The organism is Noviherbaspirillum malthae, from assembly GCF_015352985.1.
Lineage (GTDB): Bacteria > Pseudomonadota > Gammaproteobacteria > Burkholderiales > Burkholderiaceae_D > Noviherbaspirillum > Noviherbaspirillum malthae.
This window is the reverse complement of the sequence record NZ_JACYXF010000030.1, coordinates 43,758-68,401: the sequence shown is the minus strand read 5'-3', so window position 1 is coordinate 68,401 and position 24,644 is coordinate 43,758. Positions and strand designations below refer to the sequence as shown.

Below are 24,644 nucleotides of genomic sequence, written 5' to 3'. Positions count from 1 at the left end.
CGGCATCATCCGTCGTAGTACTGCTTCTTTCCGTTCCGCTGAATACGCTTTCACTTCGCCTCTTTGCCCGCCCCGGATTCATTACGACTCAAATCAGGTGACGCGACAACTATCCTGACACCGGGGGACAAGGCATCAACACCCTCTAGATCATGGGCTTGTCCTGGCGTCAGGTGAAAGCCGGTCGGATTGCCCAGCGCATCGACGGTGGCATGGATCTTCGTGCTCCGCCCGCCGCGACTGCGTCCGATCGCTTCGGCGGCAGAGCCCCTTTTTTCGCGCCTGCGCTATGTTGATGCGCACGCACGATGGTCGAGTCGATCATGGCGTATTCATTGTCGGCATCGGCCGCCAGCGTCTCGAAAATGCGCTGCCAGACGCCGCTCTTGCTCCAGCGGGTATGCCGGGTATGGATCACACGGAAATCCCCAAAACGCTCCGGCAAATCGCGCCAGGGAATGCCCGCTCGATAGCGGTACAGCACCGCTTCGACAAACAGGCGGTTGTCCTTGGCCGTCCTGCCAACATGTCCGTCTCGACCGGGCAGCCAATCCTTGATCCGCTCCCACTGGTCGTCCCGTAATCCATAACGTCTTGTTATCACTGTTCGGCACTACGCGCCGCGATCATTGCACACACCGTGCAAATGACCGAACAAGCTGCCTCGGGTTCAATTGATGACACGCCCTAGTTAAATTGCTCTCGGAGTAGAAGAATCAACCACTCCCTATTGTCGATAAATTTGTGCATATAGGTCCAAGGATCGCCGAGATCACGGATGACCCGGGCGAGCGCATCTTCATAACGCCTTTCGTAGAATGCCTTAGCGTACATGACATGCTTTAAACGCTCGACCGCCTCGGCCATGACGTCAAGATCTGCAAGACTTTGTTTAACTGGGCGCGGCATGTTCTTCCTAGCGTTTTTTCAAGCGACTATGACTTCTACGGAGCCTCTAGTTTCAAGACCTCATCCAGTGCTGCTTGGTATCCGTCAAATGGGTAGCACGGCCAGCCCTTCGGCATGCAGAAGCCTTCCCGACGGCACACGTTTGCAAATTGTGTGTGCCACCCCTCGCCGCGCTTGAACACCCACCCAGAGAGACCGGTGCCTTTGAATTGGTCATGAGTGATATCGATAATGTAATCGCCTACCTCATACCATGCATGTGATTGGCTAGGTGTGAGGCGAGGATGTCCATCACCATTGACATAAATCCCATCAAAGTTCAGTTTCTCTTTGAGGAGACGACCGACAATCTCGGCGGAAAAACCACACGTGGCCGTAGGGAATCCAAAAAAACCAGACTCAGCCCGGTTAGTAAGGCTCTCCAAACCAGAACGACATGCTTCAGCGATCGCACGAATTTTCGTGATATCCGTCATGGTTGCGCCTGCAAATCTTTAACCAAGTCGTCTCCCCGTCTTAACTCCCCATCATAACGCTGATAGATAAATTTATCGTCTCGCGCATATACTTGACGGGTAGCATGAAAGATCAATGCAGAATTGGCGAATGCTACCTGCTCCCGATTCGCCTCAAGGAGGCCTCCGCTGCCGCCGAATTCTCCGACCATTAACAGATCGTGCGAGACCGGGAACAGTACTTCTGTACCACGTAAGCCAAAACCAGGAGAGGAATGAAATCCACGTGGCTTTAGTTCAGTCCATTGCAATGCGACTGGATGGTCTGATGTGACAAACCCACCAGTTCCTGATCCCGCTCGGATAAAAGTCCATGTTCGCTTTGCCAAGAGCGGCAAGACAGCCTCCGCGAGCTCCAATTCGTTTGCGACATGGTGTGTGGTCCCAACGTTGATGTTGTATTCACCTCGAACAACGAAATCCTTCATAGCTTCGTAGGAAACCAATTCATTCTTATCAATATAGCCGTCCTCCGCCGCCCGTCCAAAACTAGCTTCGTACCGCTCCCGCGTTGCCACGTTGAGAGACATTACCTTTCGAGCGATCTGGTCGTGGAAACTACGAACATTCTCCCGCATGCGGGGCGTTCGAACCGCCAACAGCGCAATTAAATTCAGTACGAGGTTTTGGTCGCCGCCGCTGCCGAATCCATAGCGTTGGCTCATGTTGCGCAGTGCCGGTGCGACCAAGCTTTCGAATCTTGCGTATCCAGACTCAACGTGGTCGGGTGCCACACCCTTTGCATCAACCCGGTTGAAGTCACGCGCTGACGCAACATTGCGTGGACTTGCCATGAATGAGGTTCGAGATGTTTTATCGACAACGTAAAGCTTGGCATTCTTGCTGGGGCTCTTGGCAAAGCCTTTTAGGTAACACTGCGGTACCCAATGATGATTACGTGCTTGGTTTGTTGTCATACCGTGCTACTGCTCTATTTTAGTTTGCCATTTTTTCAACCGCTGGTCCCAAGGCTGCCTGCGTTGGCACTGGTCTCTCCGATCACGAACGCTATGATTCGATATTTGGAGAAACAATATGAACAATTCAAGTTGGTCGGTTCGTAGAATCCTCAAACTGTTCAAGAAACGTCTTGACCACAACGGCTACTGATCGCTGCGTACCGTTATAGTCAACGAACCAGTCAAGGCCATCATTGCCCACGTGTCCAGGCGAGCCCCAGAAGTCATCGTGCTCCCATTGAAGTTCATTACGCTTCGCCCGGACTGGTGCTTCCAGTTTGCAGTGCTTTGTCCCATTCGCCAGCTGACGTATCACGTCCCACTCCGGATAGGTCGCCTTCATGGCCCGCTTCGCTGCATCATCAAATTTTCTTCCGAGATCGACTTGAAAGTACCAGTCCGCTACGTGGTTCGCCATGAGGACCGCACCGATCAGGTCGCTAAAGCGCTTGTCCGTCCAGATTTGATCGAGGGCTTCTCTTGCTAAAGCAGCGAGATCATCAGCACAACTAATTTCCGTAACCGGCATGATCTTCCTGTTCTCGCAATATGCTTTACTTGAGCTTGGTTAGCTGAAGCGCATCAATGAAACGCTTTCCGGTTGTGCTTTCTTGATGGGATCGGACCACATGGATCAAGCCGTCGTTTCTCATGACGTTTGCAGCGTGCACCACTGCTTGAAACGTCGAAAGCGATTCCACGCTTTGAGCGTCCGAGCGGATCCAAAACGTGTCACCAACCTTGGCATTTTCATATGCCTTTGTAAGTTTACTTGTCATTTTGCCCTTCCTTTACCGCAGGCGCATAGGCACGCCCGTTCTGTAGCTATCGTTTTAACACCACCGTAATGAGAAAATCGTTGTCAATCTGACAAGCTGCGGATATTAGTGCGTCTACAGCCCTATCCTTTGATCCAAAGCCCTTGTCACCGGTTGAGGAGACAGCCTCGCCAAGAACAGTTGTAATTCCCTCTGGCCTAGCGAACCAACGCCATTTTTCACACTGATTTCCCTTTGCGTCTTTGATCCTTAGGTGTTCACGCCAAATGTCGCCGACGCGTACCCCGTCAATCTGTAAATATTGATGAGCCCCTTTTTCGCTTTGATTAACCTTAACGTACACAAGCCTTCCCATCTAGTTAATTCTTCCAAAATACACATGTACGTATGACAACGGCATCGCATCAAAGTTTCCTAATGGAAGCTTGACGATCAAGCAGTACTTACTTCCCACAGTGGGACCGATTTCATGTTAAAAACACTCAACCTGCACAGTGAAGGTCCGAGCCACCTGAGCGATCTTGAAGTTCTCTAGCCGTCGCCCTAACTGGCCAGTTTGGTAGGTCACATCTGCGGTTCCAAGAAACTCTCGCAGAAACTCCGGTTTTATCGCAAAGTTTACATTCTGCGGGACATCACCAATCATTTTCTGAAGCCGAGCAGCATCAAGCTTCGAGACTACAACACCGACAATATTTCCAGAAGTATCGACTAGAGGGCCGCCACTATTCCCAGGCTGAATCGGTGCTGAAATCTGTAACAACCGAACGTCATCCCGCAGGCCCGAAAGCGCGTTCACCTGACCGGATGTGACGATGATGTCCGCGCTCAGCAGCCCTGAAAGTGGATGTCCCGCTACGGTTACGTCTTCACCGAGAAGCGCATTGGTTCTGATACCTGGTGCTTTGGTGGCCTTCAATGCTGGCACCTCAAGCAACGCCAAATCCATAGATGCACGAGCACGCGCTAAACGTGCCTCATGCCGGCCCTCTCCCCTTCTTACCGTAAGTTTCCGGCAGCCGCTTATTACGTGTTCGTTCGTGACCACATACCCGGCACTGACGATGAAGCCGCTACCTGAGCCCTTACGTTCGGTTGGTTTCTCTGTACCGGCTTGTGGAGGTACGACCGGTTGCGTGGACGGAGCGGGGGACCGTACAGTCGGGGCTTGCGCTGTAGCCGGTGGCGGCAGAGGTGCGGCCGGCCTCGGGGATCGTAAGACTGGGGCTGTTTGCGTTGCCTGTGGATCCGGTATCCCCATGCTAGGTGGAGACTCGGGCAACATTACAATGTCTATGGGCGGTTCCACTTCCCCGCATACAATTTTCAGCTCGCTGTCGTTTGGCGTACCTAGAAAAACGTCCGACAATGGCGGTCGACTGGCAGGTACTTCGATGAACTCTCCGCGTAAGCGCTTCCTGCAATCCGCTAAGACGATCCGTTCTTCTAAGACCGCCTGACCAGTCGCGTCCCGATTTCCGGCTTTAATCTTATAGACTATAAGATCACCTCGTCTCTGGACGCTATCTAGATTTATACGACCAGCGTAGCGGTAAAGGCGCACTGCGCCAGTCGCGTTCTGATGTGGAGTACTAGCGGCCGGTGAATTTGGTGAACCGGCCTGCTGTTGCATTCCAAAGTAACTGAAATCGACCGGTAGCTGAGCCGCCGAGATCTCATTACACGCAACCCGAACTTCGACATCTTCACGGGTACGTGGGTAAATCGCATGTAGTGGTACATTTAGCTGATGCTGTGGTGCATAAAATTCGTTACGTCGACGTGTTTCGCAATCTGCCACAACGTACAATTGTGCAGATGCCCAGCTGCCATCACTGTTTCGTAGCCCCTTCGGGCTTTGAATCCGATACGTTACAATCGATCCGGACCGCTCAAAACTATCCAAATCGATCAGAACGTCTAAAGACGAACGGTAGTATGGAACGAAGTTCGCTGCCAAGCCAACCGCTGGAAGAATGGCTGCCACCAACGCAATACAGAGGCCAAACTTAGGAGCGCTACGCACAATTTTGTTCCTTTGAACCGTAAAAGATAGTAATGACAGATTATAGATAAGTGGTTCGCTGTATTGGGTCCCGATTACTGAAAATCTCCTTGCTCTAGAGTTCCTTCCGCAGCAAGTGACCCTGGACGCGCTCGCTCAACGGCTGCAATCAAGTCCAAGGCCTCCTGCTCGGTATAGATCATGGTAGTTTCAAGGCTAGCATGGCCAAGCGCACTCGCCACTTCGCTTACGTTCTGACCAGCCAACAGACTGGCCTTGCCAAAGGTGTGCCGCAACCAGTGGGGCGAGGCGGCGCGTAGCTGGTCCGCCGCAGGGGAATCTGGGTCCACTCGCTTTTGGTGCAGTTTGCGAAGGTAGGCGGACATGGATGCTGGCTACCGCTAACGTCGTACACCGCAGCAAAAACGAAAGCACCCCATATTGCAAGGCCTGTTGTCCGTTATGGATCACAGGCCTTCGTCAGTTTTGGGAGATCACAGGCCGTCGTCCTTCTCAGTGCGGTTCTGCTGCTGCTTGAGATAGCTGCGCAACTCCTCATTCAAAGTCTGCTGTGCCTCCATCCTGGCTTGCGTGGTCGCCAGCGACAATTCCAGTTCCCTCACCTGCCGGAAGAATCCCTCCGCTTGCGCCGTCGCTGTGGCCAGCTGCTCGGTCAAGCGCTCGGACAGCACGGTTTTCTCCGCCAGCTGCACTTCAACGACACGCGCACGCTGTTCCGCGTCCTGTAGCGCTTCCAACCGCTGTACAAGCTGCCGGCTATTGGCTTGTTCGTCATGCAAGGATTTCCGTGCGTGAGACAAGTCCGATACCAGACGCACTCCTTCCTGGTTCAGCCGTGTTACTTCTTCCTGCTTGACCACCAGAGATTGCTGTAGCTGCCGCATCTCGGCCTGCAACTGCTGAACCTGCTGTTCATGCCGCCGCTGATCCTGCTCCCGCTGCTCCCTGACCGAGCTGCGGTAATGCTCGAGCGACTGCCGTGCATGTTCGTGCTTTTGCTCCAAAGACTGGCGGTGCTGTTCATTCTCGTACAGCCGCTCTTCCAGGCCAACAATGCGCTGTTCGGCAGCACGGTGTGTTACCGTCAAATCCCCGAGGGCTTCACGCGTGCTGGCGTGAGCGCCCTGCTCCTGCGCCAAAGCTTGATGGGCTTCTGTAAGGCGCCCTGTAAGACCGCTCACGTCGGCACGTAACTCAGCAATCAGCTCGGCCTGCGCGCGGGCTTGCTCCTGATGCTTTGCAGTCGCTTGTTCGAGCTTTTCGTTGGCCTCAGCCTGAAGCTGACCCGCCAAGCGCTCAACCAGATCCTGCAGCACCTCGCTGATCGAGGATTTACGGTCGATACCCTCTTCTTCCTGAAGCTCTCGCAGGTATTTGTGAATGGTCGTTTTGGAGCCGGTATTCCCGAGAGCGATACGTACTGCATCGACGGAGGGATGCTTGCCTTGGGCGAGGAGAATCTCGCGCGCCTGTTTTACGTCTGTTTTATATAGCCCTGATCGCCCCACAGCATACCTCGATATTTAATTACGCATTACATGATACAAATTTACGTTACGAGTTTCAATGATAAGTGCGTCAAATATGCCCATTCTCTGTGATTGGATAATGTCGGATTAACCAGCATTGACGCCGTATTCGGGTAAATTCTTGTGTTTTGATCTGTAGTTCCCACTCGGCCAGCTACAGGATGTCCACACTCGACCAGTACGTAAATGCCGCGACCCGTGATAACAACCGCAAGGCCTATCAAGGCACAGTTCGGCACTTCGAAGTCGAATGGGGTGGCTTTTTGCCAGCCACCGCGGAGAGCGTCGCCCGCTACTTGGTCGACCATGCCGAAACGCTGTCGGTCAATACGCTGCGCCAGCGTCTGGCCGCCTTCGCCCAATGGCACTTGGACCAAGGCTTTCCCGATCCAACCAAAGTGCCGATCGTGAAAAAGGGTTTAGAGCTGTCCAAGTACTCCATCCGGCCCAAGAAAAACGCGCCAAGCCGCTGCAACTGGAGCGGTTAGCTGAGGTGAATCACTGGCTTGAAAATGCGATCGCGGCCCCGAAGAAGAAAAATGACCGCGGAACCGAGGTCCGATATCTACAAACCCGAGCCCTGCTGCTGCTCGGGTTCTGGCGTGGCTTTCGCAGCGATGAACTGATTCGGCTGCGAGCCGAGCATGGGGAGATTGTGCCGGGTAAGGGTATGACCTGTTATCTCCCGGTCACTAAGACTGATCGGCAGATCACGGGAACGACGTTCAAAGCGCCAGCTCTGGCCCACGTCTGCTCGGTCGAAGCTTACCTGGCATGGGTGGGCGCTGCCCAGATCAGTGATGCTACGGTTTTCGGAGTATCGACCGCTGGTGGCATGTCGGCGAAGAAGGTTTGCACATCGACAGTCTGGTACCGCTGCTGCGCTCGATCCTGAAAGAAGCGGGCGTTGTGTCGCCTGAACTCTACAGCGCCCATTCACTGGGCGCGGTTTTGCTAGCCGGGCCAGTACCGATGGTTGGGACGTGAAAACTTTGATGAAATATGTTGGCTGGAAAGATGTATATTCGGCCATGCGCTATGTCGACAGTGGCGATCCATTCGCGAAGCATCGCATCAGCGAAATGCTCGTGCTCGATCGTTCGGCAGAATGAGTACGCAGGCTGAATTTTCCACTAGCAAAACGCCCCAAGATAAAAAAACGTTCAATACCGGCTCGCAGCGATCCCGAATAACGTTCGGCGTGCTGTTGAAGGCCTTTTCATAACCTTCAATGGTAAAGTGTTTGCGAAAAGTCTCACCTTAGTAGGGTCGAGCCTCGCTTTTTCCGGATATGGAAGGAGCCCCCAGCTGTCACCAGACCCTCTATAGGTCGTTGTCCGCCCAGAATTCGTAAAAGACTTTGACAAAGCAAGCCCCGGCGTTTATGTTGCATATTGTCAATAGCTGTTCCACAGGGCCTTTATGGATCAGATCGGCAAGCCCACCCTGCTGATTGCTGTCAGTCCCCAAGACACCCCGCTTGTTCATGATGTCTTGGACGACGAATTCAATCTATTGGTTTGCCATTCCTTTCAAGACGCCGAAACACTCCTGGCGAAAGACTTCAGCCTAGTGACTTGTGGGGTTCATTTCGATCAGGGCCGAATGTTTGACCTGCTGCAGCTGGTGAGGAGCAACCCGAAATCCTACCAAGTGCCGTTCCTGCTTGCCTTGGGACGTGAAGTCAAATATTCGCCGGCGATCCTGCAAGGCATCGAGACTGCCGCCGGATCACTTGGCGCGACAGCATTCATCAATATGCTGGAATTGGTTTCGAGTATGGGCAAGGAAAACGCATATGAAGACATCCGACGAACGGTACGCAGGCTTCTCCTTCTGAATTCGCTGAATCAATCTATCAGCTTCCAAGCTAAGGCAGGCCAATACGATTCAGACGCAGAGGAGCCACGCGCGGCCTCAACAATAAGATTAGGGTACAACTTTTAACATTATCCCTCTTCTCTATCTAACTACTGCCGCCGCTCCATTCGTATTCCGAGTAAGACACCAGTATGTGGTCATAGCTTCGTTGCTGTATGCTCTCGGAATTCAGCGCACATGGCAGCTGCTAAAGTCGAAAGAGAGTCAGGACGAAGTCGGCCCTTTTTTGTAATTTCGTAATAGCTCACTGATACCACCGGCTCCGTTAGCACTGAAGTTTGCACCCTATAGCGCTTGCACACCGGCGTAATAAAAGATGGAAGTACCGTCACGCCAAAACCGGCCTCCACCATTGCCAGCAAGGTTTGAAAATTTTCGTACACAGGCCTGTCTTCATCACCTCGCCCAATCTTGCGCAAGTGCTCCTCTATCAACTCCTGCACTGGATTTTCTGGCGGCAAGCCAATTAGCGGTTTATCGTGTAATGCCGACCACTTTACCTTGCAAACCCTGGCGTCCCGCTTAGTTACCCTAATCTCTTTTTCTATAGGCGAAACATAAGTCAAAGCGAATGCGGCCAGCGGTTTCCGCTCTATGCCAGACGTTGGCTTGAAGAAAGCACCGAATCCGGCATCAAGCACCCCGTTCGATACTCCTTCTTGAATTGCCTGGGGGCTCATATCCCTGATTCGAAGATTGATTTGCGGGTACGCTCGAGCGAACGTCCCGGCTGCGGCCGGCATGACTCCGTTGGCGATGATAGGCGTGACCCCCACCATGAGGGTACGCTGTGCGCGACCTGATGTCCGGTTGATCGCATCCGAGACGGAATCCAGTTCAGCAACGATGCGGCTCGCTACAGGTACCAGTTGGGTTCCTTCTGCAGTAAGACTTACTGACCTGGTTGTCCGATCAAAGAGACGGCATTTTAGTTGTTCTTCAAGGTCACGCATCATAGCGCTCAGGCCAGACTGGGTGATGTGCAAGCGCTCTGCGGCTCGAGTAAAGCTACTCAAGCGGGCAATCGTAAGAAACGCTTGCATTTGCCGCTGTGTAACATTCATGACTAACGTTTCTTAGTTGAGAAGATAATTGCGATTATATTCTTGATCCAGATGCGGTTAAATAGATGGAGACCAACCACGGCCGTATATGAGGAGACATACAATGAATTTCTTAGCTCCGATAGGCATCGGCGTCCTTGCAGCTTTTGCATTTGGTACAACTAGTGCCTTAGCAGCTAGTTTCCCTGAGCGCCCCGTCACAATTGTGGTGCCTTATGCTCCGGGCGGTGCCACTGACGCCAGTGCACGCCTATTGGCCCAGTCCTTTCAAAAGCAGTCGGGCGGCACCTTTATCGTTGAAAACGTTGCTGGTGCAGGCACTACGATTGGGACAGCTAAAGTGGCCAGGGCTCCGGCTGATGGCTACACCTTACTGTGGGGCGGCCTCACTTCCAACGCAATGGCGCCGCACCTGTATCCCAAGCTTTCCTATGATGGCATCGCCTCCTTTTCACCAATCTCACTGATTGCCACCCAGCCTTATGTGCTGTTTGTAAATGCTAAGTCGCCATTCACTAAGCTTGCTGATTTGATGGCAAAAGCCAAGGCAGAGCCCGGAAAGATCAACTTTGCCTCACCCGGCGCCGGTAGTTCGCCTCACTTAACCACAGAGCTTTTTTTAAGCGCAGCCCAACTTTCCATGCAACATGTTCCCTATAAAGGTGCAGCTCCAGCAATGACCGGCTTGTTGGCTGGAGACGTTGACATGATGGTCGATACTCCGACTGCGCCGCTACCGATGATTAAAGCCGGTCGCTTACGTCCGCTCGCGGTAACAAGTAAACAACGTCTGCCGGAGCTGCCGGAAGTCCCGACGATGCAAGAAAGTGGATTAGCCGGCTTCGAGGCCGCGACGTGGTTCGGATTATTTGCGCCACGCAGCACACCACCGGATGTAATTGCGGCGCTCAACCGTATGGCCACCACAGCGCTGAAGGAGCCGGCGGTTCTGGAGCAGATGAAGCAGGCCAGCTTTACGCCGGCACCGTCGACGCCCGAGCAATTGGCTGACAAAACCAAGTCGGAAAGTGCTAAGTGGAGCCAGATCATCAAGGAAAAAAACATCCGTCTTGAATAGGTTTGGCCGTACACCATTCCTATTCCGCCAGCAATGCGGGAGTCACCTATAAAGTTATGACGATCAAGGGTTTAAAATGACAAGGAAGGTACGTATTCTTATCGCCGGTGCCGGCATTGGCGGTCTGACGGCGGCGCTGTCCCTACTCAAGCGCGGCTATGACGTGCAAGTCTGTGAACAGGCCGCCGAGCTGCGTGAGGTGGGCGCCGGACTGCAGCTAAGTCCAAATGGATTGCGCGCACTGTATCAGCTCGGGGTAGGCGACAACCTTAAAGCTCTCGCGAGCGAACCGGAAGGGAAAGAGATCCGGCTCTGGAATACTGGACAGAATTGGAAATTGTTTGATCTAGGGAAAACTTCTGTAGCGGATTATGGATACCCGTATTTCACGATATACCGCCCTGATCTCCATAAAGTACTCGCCGATGCCGTTCGTAAGGTCAAATCCGATGCAATCATGCTCGGTGCGCAATGTACCGGCTTTGAAAAATCAGCCGATGCCGTGACTTTAAAGCTCGAAAATGGGAACGAGCTGCGCGGCGACGTACTGATTGGCGCTGACGGAGTACATTCCAACGTTCGGGCACAGCTGTTTGGTTCCGATAAGCCTTCGTTTTCGGGCATGCTGGCATGGCGGGGCGTCATTCCAATGGCACGCTTGCCAGAGCGACTGCGACGCCCTGTTGGCACTAACTGGGTTGGTCCCGGTGCGCATGTGATTCACTATCCGCTACATGGCGGCACGCTGATGAATTTTGTCGGTATCGTTGAGCGCGATGACTGGCAAGTTGAGTCATGGACGCAGAAAGGTTCCCATGAAGAGTGTCATGGTGACTTTAAGGGCTGGCATGAAGACGTGCATGAGTTGATTAGCCACGTTGATACTCCCTACAAATGGGCACTCATGGCGCGTCCACCGCTCATGCAATGGTCTGAGGGACGTGTCACTCTGCTGGGAGACGCCTGCCATCCAACACTGCCTTTTCTCGCCCAAGGCGCAGTAATGGCAATCGAGGACGGCTATATTATCAGTCGCTGCATTGAGCACTACGAAAGCGATATTGAATATGCGTTGAAAAGATACGAGCAAGCCCGTATTGAACGCACTACGCGTATCGTATTGCGTTCCACTGAAAACGGTAAGCGTTTTCATAATAGTGCACTTGCCTCGTCCGAAGGAGCAGCTGCATACGTCGACCGCGAATGGGCCGAAGACAAGGTGAGAGAACGCTATGACTGGCTGTTTCGTTATAACGTCGACGATGTATCGGTGTGATGATGACACTGGTTTTGATGGCAGCAACCTGCTCATAGGTTGTGCCTACGGTCGGTAGCAGGCCACTATTACAGAAGGAGACAGTGATGAAGACATTGAGAAAGGCCCTACTTATAGTAGCGGCGCCCTTGTTTGTATTGAATACGGCTTCGGCACAAGGTGCGTACCCTGATCGCCCAATAAAAATAGTCGTACCTTTTGCTCCTGGAGGCATTGCAGATAGCACGGCCCGGTTGATCGCGTCAGAGCTTTCCAATAACCTAGGGCAACCAGTGATTGTGGAGAACCGCCCCGGAGGGGCCGCAATTATCGGCACTCAACTTGTGGCAAAAGCTCCTGGAGATGGCTATACCTTGCTGATGGCTACGACAAATGTCTCTACGAACCCTGCACTTTATAAGAAGTTACCCTATGATGCAGACAAGGACTTGATCCCCGTGGCACTGGCGGTGACTATTCCAGGCGCAATCGTGGTACCACCTTCTTTGCCGGTCAAGAATTTTAATGAACTTGTCAGCTATGCTAAGCAGAATCCGGAAAAAATCAGTTACGCCTCGGTCGGATTAGGCAGCTTTTCGCATCTGGCGGTGGAGGGAATGGCACAAAGGACTTCGACCAAAATGGTGCATATCCCCTATAAGGGTTATGCACCCGCGATCACATCGGTACTGAGCGACGAAACCCATTTACTTGCAAGTGACGTGCAAGGTGCGTTGCCTTACCTTCGTACGGGAAGGCTCAAGGCACTCGCTGTGACAGGAGTAAAACGTGTTGCTGTGCTTCCCGAGGTGCCCACTCTGCACGAATTAGGTATCAAGGACTATCAAGCGGTCGGCTGGCTAGGTCTGATGGCTCCAGCAGGCACCCCAGCGCAAATTATCTCCCTTTTGAATTCCGAGGTGAATAAGGTTATGCGAAAGCCTGCGGCAGTGCAACGGTACACCGAACAGGGAGTTGATGTCTTCTCCGGGGATCCGTCTGCATTCCGAAAGTTCCTTGATGAGAATAGAGTCGGTTGGGAAAAAGTGATTAAGACTGCGAACATCTCGCTTGACTAACAATTAAGCAGAGACGCATCAGCCACTTATGCGTACAAGCGATTCAGTATCACTATTTATTATATTAAGAGCATCGGCAACAGACCAACATTGCCGCTAACCAAAAGTTTTCTCTGGCAAGCATGGAAATGGGTAATGGAAAAGGAAAAATCATGCGGATACTAAACAACGGACGTGCGTTGCGTGTTGTCATCGTTGGCGCAGGTATTGGCGGCTTGACCGCTGCTGCAGCACTCCATCAACGCGGTTTCGAAGTGAGTGTCTATGAACGCGCAGCCCAGCTTGGCGAAGTGGGCGCGGGCCTTCAGGTCGGGCCAAATGCAGTCAAGGTCATTCGCGCTTTAGGTCTGGAGGCACAGTTCGTCAAACTTGCTGCTGAACCTCAGATGCGCCTGTCCTTAAAGTGGGATGACGGCACAATACGGGCGCAGGAACCATATGGTGACTCGATGCAGGAGCGGTTCGGTGCCCGATACTACATGGCTCACCGTGCCGATCTGCATGGTCTTCTGCGTTCGCTGGTAGCGGAGAACACCATCCATACAGGGGCTGAATGTGCCTCTGTTGAGAACTTGCAGCAGGGTGCCGTCGTACGGTTGGCTGATGGACGCGAGGTTGAAGCTGACATCGTCATCGGTGCCGATGGCATCCACTCGGTTGTACGTGCCGCTCTGTTTGGGAAAGGCGAGGCGCGCTTTACCAATCAGATTTGCTGGCGCATCATCCTGCCGATGCAGGAGCTGCATGATGCCGCCGACAAATTGCCGATTCGTCTCACGGGCAATGAATATACAGGTTGGCTCGGGCCTACAGGTCATGTTCTGTTCTATCCGCTTCGCGGAGGAGAACTGCTAAACATCTTTGCTGGCCGGGTGTCAAATGAATGGGCAGACGAAACATGGGCTGTGCCAAGTGACATTGATGAGATGCTTGAAGCATATGCCGGATGGCATCCGGGCATGCTCCATATCCTTTCGCGCGCTAGGGAGGCGTTTAAATGGGGAATTCATGACCGGCAACCACTCGAGCATTGGGTTGCCGGCCGCATTGCCCTACTTGGCGATGCGGCCCACCCCATGATGCCGACACTTGCCCAAGGTGGAGCGATTTCCATGGAAGACGGCTACGCAATTGCGCGGTATCTTGATGAGGGTCGCGATAATCCGGTCGAAGCGCTGGCAGCATACGAGCGCGACCGCCAGCCGCGCGGCGCGAGGATGCAGCTCCAGGCGCGTCAGCAATTTCTCAATAATCAACTTGTTCCGCCGCCACCGCCGTTGCCGGTGGACTGGATTTATGGCTACGATGCTGTGACCAGCGAGCTTCGACCGCTTGGCGCTCAGACCAACGTGGCGCCCACATGACGTCCTCGCCTGTCTCTGAGCTGACAGGGTGGGTAATAAAAGGAACAATAATGACGAACACGTACATCACGATTGGTAGCGGCTCCCATAAAGTAATCGCATTGCACGGCTGGTTCGGTAGTGCCGAAGACTGGCGGCCCTTGTGCGAAGTGCTTGATCAGCGCGAGTTTACTTACGCATTCATGGACTATCGAGGCTATGGTGGATCGAAGTCGATTAGCGGGAAGTACACCATCGCAGAAATTTCCGAGGATGCAATCGCGCTCGCCGATAAGCTTGGCTGGGAGCGATTCAGCCTTGTCGGACATTCAATGGGTGGTAAAGTAATTCAGCAGATTCTTCTCGATGTTCCAAGCCGTATTAGGAAATTGGTGGCAATTACTCCTGTTCCAGCATCAGCTTCTCCCTTTGACGAGCAACGCTGGACTTTCTTTTCAAGTGCAGCAACCGATCCAGCAGTCCGCCGAGCCATCATCGACCTGACGACCGGGAAGCGTTTGTCTGGCTATTGGATTGAGAAAATGGTAGCGCGCTCGCTGCAGAACTCCACTGTCGAAGCCTTCGCCACCTATCTGCAAGCTTGGGCTAAAACCGACTTTGCAGAAAAGGTCAAAGGCAATCCAATTCCCATAAAAGTGATTGTTGGAGAAAACGACCCTTCACTGACGGCGGAAGTCATGACTCAGACCTATCTGCAGTGGTATCCGAATGCTGTATTGGAGCAACTGAGTAACGCCGGCCATTATCCAATGGATGAGACGCCGGTCTCTCTCGCTACGAGCATCGAGAATTTTCTGCGTGAATAATTAGTCATTCCTGAATTCTCACTTCAACGTCAAAACGGCGGGTATCGCAAAGTGGAGGGAGTCCATGGCATTACCGCCAGTATGTTGGAAGGCGGTCGGAAACGGACGAATCCAAGAAGGGTTGATTTGTACGATATCTTCTGTGCCATCCAGTATTTGCTCAAGAACGCAGCAACGTGGCGCGCCTTGCCAGCCTACTTCCCGCCAGTCAGCACGGTGCGCTACCACTTCGACAACTGGACCCGCACCCGGATGACAGCCGCATGAGTTTGCTGGATCAGGCCTTAAAAAATCGGTGGAGCAAGAGCGCAAGAGAATTGGGCGGCAGCCCTTGACGAGCTTTTGCAAGAGGGGGTTTCGTAGTTGAGAGTTTTCCTTGGGTGCTCATTTAATCGGCTAGCCCGGCATTGAGTTTGGCTTGCGAATAGACCGACAGATCGGACCCATGGGGAAATAGTACGCAATGTTCGCACTGCGCACAATAAGCGTTTTGTGTTTGCAACACAAAAACATGTTTATATAAACTGAACAGATCATCATCTTGTTTCTGAAACAGTTTTACCCTCTGACTCATCATCAATGCTGTTCCTTGGGGAGATATCCAATGAAGCGTTTGCGTCACCTTGTTCTTGGCATGACACTAGTCTCAACATCGTTGCTCGCTTTGGCTCAGCAAGGTAAGATTTCCGATGGAGTGGTGAAAATTGGTGTTCTGACTGACATGTCCGGTCCTTACGCTGACAATAGCGGGACCGGTTCTGTGCTTGCCGCACGCATGGCGGTAGAAGACTTTGGCGGCACCGTCCTTGGCGCTCCTGTGGAGATCGTCACTGCTGATCACCAGAACAAGGCTGATATCGCTGCGAACCGCGCACGAGAATGGTTTGACGTTTCCAAGGTCGATATGATCACCGATCTTGTCAACAGCGGCGCAGCGTTGGCAGTGATGCGGGTCGCGAAGGAAAAGAATCGGGTCACGCTAATTACCGGTAGCGCATCGCCGCGCATTACGAATGAGGATTGCAATGATCGGTCGGTGCAATGGGTATATAACACGTACGCGCTTGCCAACGGCACCGTCAAGGCCGTCCTCAAGCAAGGCGGCGACAGCTGGTATTTCCTAACCACAGATTTCACCTTTGGCCACTCTCTGGAAAAGGATGCGGCCGAGGTGGTGAAAGCCGCCGGCGGCAAGGTGCTTGGCGCTGTAAGGCATCCTCAGAACGCATCAGATTTCAGCTCTTTTCTGCTCCAGGCGCAAGCGTCGAAAGCGAAAGTCATTGGCATGGCCAGCGCCGGCGCAGATCTGATCAACTCCGTAAGGGCGGCGAACGATTTCGGCGTTACCAAGAACCAGACATTGGTCGGTTTACTCGTCTTTGTAACCGACGTTCACAGCCTCGGACTCAATGCCGCACAGGGCATGCAGCTCACGGAGTCTTTTTATTGGAATCTGGACGATAAGACCCGTGCGTGGTCCAAGCGCTTCTTCGAAAAGCATAAGCGCATGCCTTCGGCCATTCAGGCGGGGACCTATTCCGCAGTGTCGCATTACCTGAAGGCGATTAAGGCGGCCGGCACTGACGAGGCAGGCGCAGTGATGGCCAAAGTCAAAGAGATGCCGGTCAATGACTTCTTTGCGAAAAACGGGACCGTACGTGTGGATGGCCAGCTGCTTAGCGACATGTACTTGTTTCAGGTGAAAAAACCAGCAGAAAGTAAAATGCCATGGGATTACTACACCGTGAAGGCGACCATTCCCGCAGACCAGGCTTACCAACCTTTGGCGCAAAGCAATTGTCCGTTAGTCAAAAAGTGAATGAACGCGTATCGCCAACAGGAATTTTCCATGATGCGTTCCATTCGTAGCCATGCTGTTGTCGCGTTAGCGCTGGACTTTGACCGACGCCGGCCTGATAAGGCACGGCCGCGTTCCCAAGGAATTCGTGAGCCGGGCGTGGTGAAGCCTGACCTGTCTGCGAAGGCGCGTGGAAAATGAATGCAGCCGCCGTTGCAGCCCAAGATTTGCGCAAGATCTATCCGGGCGAGCGCGGCGTGCTCGCGCTCGATTCGATTTCGCTCGATGTGCAGCCGGGCGAGTTCTTCAGCATCCTCGGCTCTTCCGGCTGCGGCAAGAGCACCTTCCTGCGCTGCGTGGCCGCGGTCGAAACCACCAATGCAAGCAAGCTAACGGTCCAAGGGAGGCCGGTCAACGGTCCGCCCGACAACATCGGCATGGTGTTCCAGCGCGATGCCTTGCTGGAATGGCGTAGCGTCGAGGGCAACATCCTGCTCCCGGTGGAATTCAAGAACAAGCCCACCGCCGCTTACCGGCAGAATTGCATTAACTATCTAAGCAATGGAGACCAATATGAGCGACAGATTACCCGTATTCAAGGCAGCCGCGGTGCAGGCCGCGCCGGTGTTCCTGAACCGGGATGCCAGTGTCGAAAAGGCCTGCGCATTGATCGAGGAAGCCGGTAGGAACGGCGCGAAGCTGATCGTGCTGCCGGAAGCCTTCATACCCGGCGGTCCCTATTGGGCATGGCATCTGCCGATGCGCGAGGCAAGCAGGTTCTCTGCCGAACTCTTTCAGAACGCAGTTGACATTCCAAGCGATTCGACCGCCCGGCTAGGCGAGGCGGCGCGCCGTGCCGGGGCCTATGTGGTGATCGGTGTCAATGAACGATCTGGCAAGTCCATCTATAACACCCTTCTTTATTTTGACCCGGAAGGCGTCATCATCGGCACACATCGGAAATTCAAACCAACCGGCCCGGAAAAGTTGGTTTGGGGAGATGGGGATGGCAGCACCCATAAGGTGTTCGACACCGAAATCGGGAAGCTGGGAGGCCTCATCTGCGGAGAACATAACATGGTGCTTCCTGGATATACCTTGGCTGCGATGGGCGAACAGGTGCACGTCGCGGCGTGGTTGGGCTTTACGTTGGCCGACGTGTCAATGGCCGAAATCGCCTCCCGCAATCATGCTATTGTGTACAACACCTATGTGGTCTGCAGCCAGCTGATTGTCGGTGAAGACGTTTTTGCAAAGCTGGGAATCAGCCGAGAGCAACAACGTGTCCAAGCCTGGAGCGGCATCATAGAGGGTGGAAGCGGTCGGGTAATCGCAGGGCCGATCGGGCAAGAAGAGGAAGGCATCATCTACGGTGAGATTGATCTCAACAAGGGAATCCCAAAGTACTTCATGAACGATGCGATTGGGCACTATTGGCCCAAGCAGTTCCGGGTGCATTTTGACGACCGTGAACTCAAGCCGCTTATCATCGAGCCTCGTGGCGAAGAATTGGCGGATGACGAAGCTCCCGAAAAGTAGATAGGCCACTCTACTCTTCTTCGGCAGGCCGTTGAGCAAGGCTGGCCGTGAATGGATCATGCTGAGCGCCTGCCTGCTGCCGGCGCACAGCATCTAGCCGAACTTCAAAGCCTTCATCCATTATGCAAGTCGCTCACTTGAATCTTTTGGAACCCATATCGCGATTGCCGCTGCCATTAACAACATGTATGCCTAATTCACAATTACTGCTAATTTAGATAATGCCGTCCCCAAAGCACAAGAATTCATGAACTGCCCCGGGAATGAACTGCCCCGAAGAGTTGGACTCAACCGTTGAACACGACCTTGGAGGTCAGTTCAATCGAAGAGGCTCCAACATTCGAGAAAATAGAGCTAGAAAGAAAAAATCAACCAAATATTCGTGGGAAGTCATGGAGCACCCAGTTCGTATCAAGGCTTCATGTGCGTTGCCTTCGTGATCGACGAGTTTGCACGTCGCATTGTCGGCTGCCGGGGAGCAGTTCCATGCACACGGATTTCGTGCTCGATGCCCTCCTCGCGTACTGTATGCCCGACAGCCAGTCCAAGAGAGGACCATATCGACGGCACAGCCAGGAATTCAAGCTGCAACTATGCAGCGACATTCAGCACGGCAAACTGGGACGCAGGGAAGCCCAGAAGACCTATCGCATTTCAGCCAATCTCATTCCGCTTTGGCTGAACCAGGATGACAACGGCGAACTGGACCGCGAAGAAGCAGCTTTAGACGGGCTTTCCTTTGATGGTCTGCATGTCGAACGTCCGGAAGCGCTGCGATAAGCGGTCAGTCACTTTGGCCGATGGAACGCCAGCTTCTGGCCGAACCTTGCCTAAGCTAGGTTTTAGACGACCGACAGGAAGCAGGTAAGAAAGCCGCCCTCTTCGATGCTCTGGCAAGGCATTCGGAGATGACGTCTGCCGAATTTTCGACATAATCACTCGACTGGATTAGCGAATTATGCTCGGGACTGAAAAGTTAACATTACTGCTTGGATGCCTTGCTTTCCATCGTCAAATCCCTGTCGCGAGCGTGATGTGCCAAATGAATAACTGTGTTTAGCAGTGTAATAGGGGAAATGCAGAAGGAATCAGCGCATTTAACACCTACAGAAATTTGTAACCCCATGAGACGCGAAGGCTAGGCCAGTTACACCATATCGTGCAACCGGCTCAATGGCGGCCTACCTATTTATTTGCTAAGCCGCCTTAATTTGCACCTGTATAGTTTCACTCGCCGACGTTGTGGTCGATACAAAGGCATCACAGTAGAACGCATTTGGATTCAGGCCGCCTGAATGCACAAAGTCATGGCGAGCCGCATTAATCATTGCAGGAGCGCCGCAGGCATAAACCTCGTAACTACCTAACGAAGGGATATCGGTCATAACAGCTTGGTGCACATAGCCGGTCCTGCCGGCCCAGTTGTCCGACGGCTGCGAATCTGACAATACGGGCACGAAGCGGAACCAGGGCAGCTGGCTCTCCCATTTACGCGCAAGATCCATTTTGTAAAGATCCTGTGGACGCCGTGCCCCCCAATAGAGCACCATGCTGCGTTCGCGTTTCGCCTTGATCGCGTCCTCGATGATGGATTTGATCGGTGCGAAGCCGGTACCGCTCGCCAGCAGTACAGTAGGTTTGTTGTCCTGATCGCCCTCACGCAGGAAAAAGTCACCATACGGAATTGACACTTCAAGCGGGTCACCGACAGCAAGTCCCTGCTCCATCTTCTGCGAGAAGCTTCCGCCGGGCACATGGCGTATATGCAGCTCCACGCTGTCATTCTGGTGGGGCGGATTCGCCATAGAGTAGTGCCGGAAGCTGCCGTCCTCAAGCTTGACGCTCAAATACTGCCCCGCCTTGAACTTGACACGCGTACCGGCCGGAAATCTCAGTTGCAGGATCGTGACGTCCGGCGCAACACGGGTCATCCGGTACACTTTCGCCTTGACGGTCTTGATCGCACTGCGGTCAATCTTGCGCACTTCGCGCACTTCCACAGAGACGTCGGAGCAAGGATGTGCCTGGCAAAGCAGCACATGACCGCTCTTTTCCTCTTCCGCGGTCAGGCCACCGCCGAGGCCGCCCTGGACCGCGCCCGAAACGACGCGGCCACGGCAGCTGCCGCAGATACCACTGCGGCAGGAATACGGTATTTCGTAGCCTGCAGCGAGCGCGCCATCAAGCACGGATTTGGCAGGTTCGCAAGAGAACGCGATGCCATGGCCCTCAAGCTGGATCGTATGAGACATGACGCTGACCTTTCATTACTGATGATTAAATTGCCGTAGCTCCTACCCTATTGCAGGATACCGGCGAGCATGCGCACGGTGCGGATCGTCGCGCTGGGATCGGCGATACCCTTCCCCGCAATGTCATATGCGCAGCCATGGCCGACGCTGCTGAACAGAATGCCTCCGCCGACTGACAAGGCGCTGGCTGTCAACGGACTCAGCAGCTTGATAGGAATATGTCCCTGGTCATGGTACATCGCCAGATACACATCATGCCCACGCTGCGACAGCATCAGGTCCGCACCGACCGGGCCATCGACCGAATATCCCATGTCACGCAGGCGTTGCACCGCGGGCACGTTGATCAATTGATCGTCGCTGCCGAACAAACCGTCTTCGCCCGCATGCGGATTGATGCCAAAGACCCCCAGTCTCGGTTGCGCGATGCCGAGCGCCTTCGTCGCTTCGATGACTGCTACGGCGGCATCGACCACCAGTTGAGTGTTGATCCGGTCGAGCGCGCCGTGTAGACGCTCATGCAGCGTGACGTGCCCGATTCTCAGTTCAGGCGATACGAGCAGGAGAAAAACGCGTTCTTCGGGTGTGCCAGTCAGCTCCGCGATGAGACCAGGATAACCCGAGAAGCGGATACCGGCGCGATGGATTGCCGTTTCTGAATGCGGACAGCCGATCACCGCGTCGACTGCGCCGTCCTTAGCGAGCCCGACCGCCGCGCGCACATAGCTGACAATGGCCGCACCCGCTTCGGCAAGCGTCTCCCCCGGCCGAAATGCAGTCTGCGGCAGCGCCGGCACATCGATAAATGGCAGCACCTGTCCGCCAGCCGCCCCACCCTGCTCGAACGGGGCTGGGCGCAGGTGCGGCGCATACCGCTCCACATGATGGCGCACCAGATACTCGTCGCCGACAAGCACCAGCTTCACCGTGCCATGTAATTCGGCTGCTGCCTTGACGGCGATCTCCGGACCGATGCCGTTGGGCTCGCCAATTGCAATTGCAATGCGCTTCATCGTGGTTCCTCTACAGCGGAATGACGAGCAATGTGTCAATGTTGGTGCTGTCACACACCACGATGCGCTCGGCAAACTGCAGGCCGCCGTCTTCCGCAACGACGATGCGGTCGAGATAGCGTCCGGTTGCGAACACCGTCGTCTCGCCGCCCCGCATGATGCGCATCACGATGAACGGCGTCTCCACCAATATCAGCGTGTCGACGTGTTCGACAACGAAGGGGATACCGATAATATGACGGTAGCGCTGCTCTTCATAGATATTGGCTTCCCGCATCGCTACGATTCGGTCCTGCAGCATTCCGCGCGTATCCGCATAGACCATGCCGGCCGGCATTCCGGCATCGTGATTGTCTGCGGTGGTAATAAGATAGAGGCATTTTTCCTGGAAGAACGCCGGCCATTGTTCAAGCTGGTCGTTGTCGATGCAACGGGCATATGCAGCATTAAGTGCGGAAAGCTTTTCTAGCGTGATCGTGCTCATGCGTTCAGATCTCCATGTAGCTGCGGTAGGCATTCCAGAAACCGCGCACCGAAGCTTCCGTGGTACGGTTTTCCTGCGTTTCGATGCTGTCGCCTCCCATTTTCAGGATCGCTTTTTCCCGGCTCGCGCCGGCGATGCCACGCTGCACGAAACCACCGACAGCACCATCCTCCATCGAGACGAAACCGGCAGAACCGGTCAGGTTCAATTGCTTGAGGCGCATACGACGCAGTTCAGGCGTGTCGTCCCTGAAGCCGATGTAGGTCCAGTTCAAAACGGTCTTGTCGATACCAGTTGGCAGTATCTGCCGGATTGCGAGTGTGTTCTGGATCTGCGCCAGCACGAAGCCGGGAAAGACCGACAGGATCTGGAGCGTGACGCCATCGCCGAATTCGTCGCAGCCTTCCAACATGGAAGGGTCGGCGAGCTTCAGGCTTTCCATGTCCGAACGCAGTTTTTCTGCGGCATACTCGCTGTCGGTTTGCGGCTTGTGATCGATCTTCGACCAGCTGATATGATGCGCACCGGTTTCGCTGATCACCACGCCGCCTTTCTGGGACAGACGGTTCAGCTTGAAGGTGGTGAAGAAGACATGCAGTAGGCTGGCGTGATAGGAGTCCTTTACGTTCTCGATGTAGAGCTTCCAATTGTTCGGAATGGTCTGCTTGAAGCGGCCGAGAATTTCTACCGGCTTGTGCATCACACGCTCTATCTTCTGCATGATCTCATCGCCGAGATATTCCTCAATCGAAGGCACGTCCTCGTCGAAGCTGCCGAATACGAGGCCGGCCACGACAGCGGTGCGCAATTTGCGCGGCGCATGCTCTTCCTTGCAGAAGTCTGGAGGCATGCCACCCTTTCCGTTGACGCCCTGTTCGAATGCGACGCCTTTGAGGTTGCCCTGCAGGTCGTAGCGCCACGCATGATAGACACAGGTGAAGTCCTTCTCGTTGCCGCTATCCTTCAGTGCGATCAGCGCGCCGCGATGCGCGCAGCGGTTCTCGAAAGCGTAGACATCGCCCTCCTCGTCACGCACAACGATAACGGGCACTTCGCCGACAAAAGTGGTGCGGTAATCACCGTTGTTCGGGATTTCGGCTTCAAGGCAAAGGTAATTCCATGTCGCTCCGCCAAACACGCGCTGCTGTTCCTGGCGATACACGCGCTCGTCCTGATACACCCAGTACGGGACTTCCGTCAGACCGGCTTCCCAAATCTCGCTGCTTGCGCGCATGTCATGCAATTTCACTTCCATCTGTTTCATCCTTCCTGATTGTCTGTCGTCTGCCATACCATTAGTTCATGGTCACACCGGCGCTGTCGATCACTTTTTTCCAGCGGGCCCGTTCGATTGCAAGGAACTCATTCATTTCAGCCGGTGAGTTACCCACGATTTCCGCGCCCTGCTCCAGAAATTTCTGCTGCACGTCCTTCTGTTTCAGGATGTCCTTGATGGCCTCATTGAGCTTCTGCGTAATTTCCACAGGTGTGCCGGGAGGCGCCGCCATCGCAAAAAAGGTCGATGCGTTAAATCCTGGAAGCACCGTTTCCGACAAAGTCGGCATATTGGGAAGCAAGGGGCTGCGCTTGGCGCTGGCCACTGCCAGTATTCTGGCCTTGCCGGTCTCGTGCAACTTCGACATCGATGCAATGTTGTCGAAGAAGACGTCAACCTGCCCGCCCATCAAATCGGTCAGTGCCGGCGCGGTACCCTTGTACGGTACGAACGTGAACTTGGTGCCCGCCTGCGTCGCGAACATCGAAGCCGTCAGATGCGACGTTGTGCCGTTTCCCTGCGTGGCCACGGTAATCATGCCGCCTTCCTTCTTCGCATAAGCGACGAAGTCATTCGCCGTCTTCACCGGCAGCGTGGTCCTTACCGCGAGCACATTCGGCACGGTTGCAAGCACCGTCACCGGCTCGAAGCGCGTGGCGTCGAAGGGCAGCGACTTGTAAAGGTACTGATTGATTGCCAGCGGAGCCGGCGGTGTTGCAAGCAAGGTGTAGCCGTCTGGCGCTGCTTTGGCAACGGCGTCGGCCCCGATGTTTCCGCCAGCACCGGTGCGGTTTTCGACGATAACCGGCTGGCCCCACTTATCGCTCAATTTCTGGGCAATGACGCGCGGCAGGATATCCGCCGTACCGCCTGCCGGGAAATTCACGATGATCTTGATCGCCGCCTTCGGATAGCCGTTAGCCGGATTGGCGAATGCGGATACGGTGCCGGTGGCCAATACGATTCCGGCCATGAACCTGGATATCGGGTGTTTCATGTCTCCTCCTTGTCTCCACAACCGTTGCGGTCGGTCGCGCT

26 protein-coding genes and 2 pseudogenes are annotated in these 24,644 nt (G+C 54.1%); 13 read left to right on the top strand and 15 right to left on the bottom strand.

Annotation, left to right across the window (positions count from 1 at the left end; translation table 11 throughout):
- Positions 1-128 precede the first annotated feature (128 nt).
- From IGW03_RS23915 to IGW03_RS23875, 9 genes and pseudogenes are all read right to left on the bottom strand, one after another.
- Positions 129-601, bottom strand: a pseudogene (locus IGW03_RS23915) (IS5 family transposase); the annotation flags it as partial.
- A gap of 86 nt (positions 602-687) precedes the next feature.
- On the bottom strand, positions 688-909 hold the full coding sequence (locus IGW03_RS23910; protein ID WP_194725041.1) for a hypothetical protein: 222 nt from the start codon (positions 907-909) through the stop codon (positions 688-690).
- A 35-nt stretch (positions 910-944) separates the two neighbouring features.
- Positions 945-1,385, bottom strand: coding sequence for a hypothetical protein (locus tag IGW03_RS23905; protein ID WP_194725040.1), 441 nt, complete (start codon positions 1,383-1,385; stop codon positions 945-947).
- Entirely contained in the window at positions 1,382-2,341 is a 960-nt protein-coding gene (locus IGW03_RS23900) for a DUF4238 domain-containing protein (protein ID WP_194725039.1), read from the bottom strand. The genes IGW03_RS23905 and IGW03_RS23900 overlap by 4 nt, the downstream gene beginning before the upstream one ends.
- 127 nt (positions 2,342-2,468) lie before the next feature.
- The gene (locus tag IGW03_RS23895) at positions 2,469-2,912 is read right to left on the bottom strand and encodes a hypothetical protein (protein WP_194725038.1); all 444 of its coding nucleotides are present in this window, start codon (positions 2,910-2,912) and stop codon (positions 2,469-2,471) included.
- Positions 2,913-2,937: 25 nt separating this feature from the next.
- Entirely contained in the window at positions 2,938-3,162 is a 225-nt protein-coding gene (locus IGW03_RS23890; RefSeq protein ID WP_194725037.1) for a hypothetical protein, read from the bottom strand.
- Positions 3,163-3,634: 472 nt separating this feature from the next.
- A complete protein-coding gene (locus IGW03_RS23885; RefSeq protein WP_228536014.1) occupies positions 3,635-4,423 on the bottom strand; it encodes a S1C family serine protease in 789 nt (262 codons plus the stop codon).
- Between the two features lie 839 nt (positions 4,424-5,262).
- On the bottom strand, positions 5,263-5,553 hold the full coding sequence (locus IGW03_RS39070) for a tyrosine-type recombinase/integrase (protein ID WP_194725035.1): 291 nt from the start codon (positions 5,551-5,553) through the stop codon (positions 5,263-5,265).
- A gap of 108 nt (positions 5,554-5,661) precedes the next feature.
- The gene (locus IGW03_RS23875) at positions 5,662-6,696 is read right to left on the bottom strand and encodes a DNA-binding protein (protein ID WP_194725034.1); all 1,035 of its coding nucleotides are present in this window, start codon (positions 6,694-6,696) and stop codon (positions 5,662-5,664) included.
- Between the two features lie 182 nt (positions 6,697-6,878).
- Here IGW03_RS23875 and IGW03_RS23870 point away from each other — a divergent pair, with 182 nt between their 5' ends.
- The 3 genes from IGW03_RS23870 to IGW03_RS23860 all read left to right on the top strand — a co-directional run bounded on the left by IGW03_RS23870 (position 6,879) and on the right by IGW03_RS23860 (position 8,664).
- Complete coding sequence (locus IGW03_RS23870; protein WP_194725033.1) at positions 6,879-7,205, top strand: hypothetical protein; 327 nt, start codon at positions 6,879-6,881, stop codon at positions 7,203-7,205.
- 5 nt (positions 7,206-7,210) lie between these two features.
- The gene (locus tag IGW03_RS23865; protein ID WP_194725032.1) at positions 7,211-7,612 is read left to right on the top strand and encodes a site-specific integrase; all 402 of its coding nucleotides are present in this window, start codon (positions 7,211-7,213) and stop codon (positions 7,610-7,612) included.
- A gap of 527 nt (positions 7,613-8,139) precedes the next feature.
- Entirely contained in the window at positions 8,140-8,664 is a 525-nt protein-coding gene (locus tag IGW03_RS23860) for a hypothetical protein (RefSeq protein ID WP_194725031.1), read from the top strand.
- A gap of 71 nt (positions 8,665-8,735) precedes the next feature.
- On the opposite strand, the gene IGW03_RS23855 is transcribed toward IGW03_RS23860, so the two are convergent.
- Entirely contained in the window at positions 8,736-9,662 is a 927-nt protein-coding gene (locus IGW03_RS23855; RefSeq protein ID WP_194725030.1) for a LysR family transcriptional regulator, read from the bottom strand.
- Positions 9,663-9,765: 103 nt separating this feature from the next.
- On the opposite strand from IGW03_RS23855, the gene IGW03_RS23850 reads away from it, so the two are divergent.
- The 10 genes and pseudogenes from IGW03_RS23850 to IGW03_RS38270 all read left to right on the top strand — a co-directional run.
- Positions 9,766-10,740 (top strand): Bug family tripartite tricarboxylate transporter substrate binding protein, encoded by a 975-nt coding sequence (locus IGW03_RS23850; protein ID WP_194725029.1) that lies wholly within the window; start codon positions 9,766-9,768, stop codon positions 10,738-10,740.
- A 76-nt stretch (positions 10,741-10,816) separates the two neighbouring features.
- Entirely contained in the window at positions 10,817-12,016 is a 1,200-nt protein-coding gene (locus IGW03_RS23845) for an FAD-dependent monooxygenase (RefSeq protein ID WP_194725028.1), read from the top strand.
- 86 nt (positions 12,017-12,102) lie between these two features.
- Complete coding sequence (locus IGW03_RS23840; RefSeq protein ID WP_194725027.1) at positions 12,103-13,074, top strand: Bug family tripartite tricarboxylate transporter substrate binding protein; 972 nt, start codon at positions 12,103-12,105, stop codon at positions 13,072-13,074.
- Positions 13,075-13,196: 122 nt separating this feature from the next.
- Complete coding sequence (locus IGW03_RS23835; protein ID WP_194725026.1) at positions 13,197-14,438, top strand: FAD-dependent monooxygenase; 1,242 nt, start codon at positions 13,197-13,199, stop codon at positions 14,436-14,438.
- A gap of 50 nt (positions 14,439-14,488) precedes the next feature.
- Positions 14,489-15,244, top strand: a complete 756-nt coding sequence (locus IGW03_RS23830) for an alpha/beta fold hydrolase (RefSeq protein WP_194725025.1) — start codon at positions 14,489-14,491, stop codon at positions 15,242-15,244.
- Positions 15,245-15,325: 81 nt separating this feature from the next.
- Positions 15,326-15,511 (top strand): transposase, encoded by a 186-nt coding sequence (locus tag IGW03_RS39065; protein WP_194725024.1) that lies wholly within the window; start codon positions 15,326-15,328, stop codon positions 15,509-15,511.
- 337 nt (positions 15,512-15,848) lie between these two features.
- Positions 15,849-17,063: an ABC transporter substrate-binding protein gene (locus IGW03_RS23820; protein WP_194725023.1), complete on the top strand. Its 1,215-nt coding sequence runs from the start codon at positions 15,849-15,851 to the stop codon at positions 17,061-17,063.
- Between the two features lie 176 nt (positions 17,064-17,239).
- On the top strand, positions 17,240-17,728 hold the full coding sequence (locus tag IGW03_RS23815) for an ATP-binding cassette domain-containing protein (protein ID WP_194725022.1): 489 nt from the start codon (positions 17,240-17,242) through the stop codon (positions 17,726-17,728).
- Positions 17,616-18,581 carry a carbon-nitrogen hydrolase family protein gene (locus IGW03_RS23810; RefSeq protein WP_194725021.1) on the top strand — a complete coding sequence of 322 codons (966 nt, stop codon included), beginning with the start codon at positions 17,616-17,618 and terminating at the stop codon, positions 18,579-18,581. The genes IGW03_RS23815 and IGW03_RS23810 overlap by 113 nt, the downstream gene beginning before the upstream one ends.
- Before the next feature lie 412 nt (positions 18,582-18,993).
- Positions 18,994-19,123: pseudogene (locus tag IGW03_RS38270) on the top strand (IS3 family transposase); the annotation flags it as partial.
- Positions 19,124-19,777: 654 nt separating this feature from the next.
- Here IGW03_RS38270 and IGW03_RS23800 read toward each other — a convergent pair.
- The 5 genes from IGW03_RS23800 to IGW03_RS23780 are packed head-to-tail and all read right to left on the bottom strand — an operon-like array spanning position 19,778 to position 24,603.
- Positions 19,778-20,833, bottom strand: a complete 1,056-nt coding sequence (locus IGW03_RS23800) for a CDP-6-deoxy-delta-3,4-glucoseen reductase (protein ID WP_194725020.1) — start codon at positions 20,831-20,833, stop codon at positions 19,778-19,780.
- 47 nt (positions 20,834-20,880) lie between these two features.
- Positions 20,881-21,846, bottom strand: a complete 966-nt coding sequence (locus IGW03_RS23795; RefSeq protein WP_194725019.1) for a PdxA family dehydrogenase — start codon at positions 21,844-21,846, stop codon at positions 20,881-20,883.
- A gap of 10 nt (positions 21,847-21,856) precedes the next feature.
- The gene (locus IGW03_RS23790; protein WP_194725018.1) at positions 21,857-22,330 is read right to left on the bottom strand and encodes an aromatic-ring-hydroxylating dioxygenase subunit beta; all 474 of its coding nucleotides are present in this window, start codon (positions 22,328-22,330) and stop codon (positions 21,857-21,859) included.
- 4 nt (positions 22,331-22,334) lie between these two features.
- Positions 22,335-23,585, bottom strand: coding sequence for an aromatic ring-hydroxylating oxygenase subunit alpha (locus tag IGW03_RS23785; protein WP_194725017.1), 1,251 nt, complete (start codon positions 23,583-23,585; stop codon positions 22,335-22,337).
- A 40-nt stretch (positions 23,586-23,625) separates the two neighbouring features.
- Positions 23,626-24,603, bottom strand: coding sequence for a Bug family tripartite tricarboxylate transporter substrate binding protein (locus IGW03_RS23780; protein ID WP_228536006.1), 978 nt, complete (start codon positions 24,601-24,603; stop codon positions 23,626-23,628).
- Positions 24,604-24,644: the final 41 nt, after the last annotated feature.

Coding starts and splice junctions, on each gene's coding strand:
- IGW03_RS23910 (WP_194725041.1), bottom strand. CDS start 909: ATGCCGCGCCCAGTTAAACAAAGTCTTGCAGATCTTGACGTCATGGCC.
- IGW03_RS23905 (WP_194725040.1), bottom strand. CDS start 1,385: ATGACGGATATCACGAAAATTCGTGCGATCGCTGAAGCATGTCGTTCT.
- IGW03_RS23900 (WP_194725039.1), bottom strand. CDS start 2,341: ATGACAACAAACCAAGCACGTAATCATCATTGGGTACCGCAGTGTTAC.
- IGW03_RS23895 (WP_194725038.1), bottom strand. CDS start 2,912: ATGCCGGTTACGGAAATTAGTTGTGCTGATGATCTCGCTGCTTTAGCA.
- IGW03_RS23890 (WP_194725037.1), bottom strand. CDS start 3,162: ATGACAAGTAAACTTACAAAGGCATATGAAAATGCCAAGGTTGGTGAC.
- IGW03_RS23885 (WP_228536014.1), bottom strand. CDS start 4,423: ATGGGGATACCGGATCCACAGGCAACGCAAACAGCCCCAGTCTTACGA.
- IGW03_RS39070 (WP_194725035.1), bottom strand. CDS start 5,553: ATGTCCGCCTACCTTCGCAAACTGCACCAAAAGCGAGTGGACCCAGAT.
- IGW03_RS23870 (WP_194725033.1), top strand. CDS start 6,879: ATGTCCACACTCGACCAGTACGTAAATGCCGCGACCCGTGATAACAAC.
- IGW03_RS23860 (WP_194725031.1), top strand. CDS start 8,140: ATGGATCAGATCGGCAAGCCCACCCTGCTGATTGCTGTCAGTCCCCAA.
- IGW03_RS23855 (WP_194725030.1), bottom strand. CDS start 9,662: ATGAATGTTACACAGCGGCAAATGCAAGCGTTTCTTACGATTGCCCGC.
- IGW03_RS23850 (WP_194725029.1), top strand. CDS start 9,766: ATGAATTTCTTAGCTCCGATAGGCATCGGCGTCCTTGCAGCTTTTGCA.
- IGW03_RS23845 (WP_194725028.1), top strand. CDS start 10,817: ATGACAAGGAAGGTACGTATTCTTATCGCCGGTGCCGGCATTGGCGGT.
- IGW03_RS23840 (WP_194725027.1), top strand. CDS start 12,103: ATGAAGACATTGAGAAAGGCCCTACTTATAGTAGCGGCGCCCTTGTTT.
- IGW03_RS23835 (WP_194725026.1), top strand. CDS start 13,197: ATGGAAATGGGTAATGGAAAAGGAAAAATCATGCGGATACTAAACAAC.
- IGW03_RS23830 (WP_194725025.1), top strand. CDS start 14,489: ATGACGAACACGTACATCACGATTGGTAGCGGCTCCCATAAAGTAATC.
- IGW03_RS39065 (WP_194725024.1), top strand. CDS start 15,326: ATGTTGGAAGGCGGTCGGAAACGGACGAATCCAAGAAGGGTTGATTTG.
- IGW03_RS23820 (WP_194725023.1), top strand. CDS start 15,849: ATGAAGCGTTTGCGTCACCTTGTTCTTGGCATGACACTAGTCTCAACA.
- IGW03_RS23815 (WP_194725022.1), top strand. CDS start 17,240: ATGAATGCAGCCGCCGTTGCAGCCCAAGATTTGCGCAAGATCTATCCG.
- IGW03_RS23810 (WP_194725021.1), top strand. CDS start 17,616: ATGAGCGACAGATTACCCGTATTCAAGGCAGCCGCGGTGCAGGCCGCG.
- IGW03_RS23800 (WP_194725020.1), bottom strand. CDS start 20,833: ATGTCTCATACGATCCAGCTTGAGGGCCATGGCATCGCGTTCTCTTGC.
- IGW03_RS23795 (WP_194725019.1), bottom strand. CDS start 21,846: ATGAAGCGCATTGCAATTGCAATTGGCGAGCCCAACGGCATCGGTCCG.
- IGW03_RS23790 (WP_194725018.1), bottom strand. CDS start 22,330: ATGAGCACGATCACGCTAGAAAAGCTTTCCGCACTTAATGCTGCATAT.
- IGW03_RS23785 (WP_194725017.1), bottom strand. CDS start 23,585: ATGGAAGTGAAATTGCATGACATGCGCGCAAGCAGCGAGATTTGGGAA.
- IGW03_RS23780 (WP_228536006.1), bottom strand. CDS start 24,603: ATGAAACACCCGATATCCAGGTTCATGGCCGGAATCGTATTGGCCACC.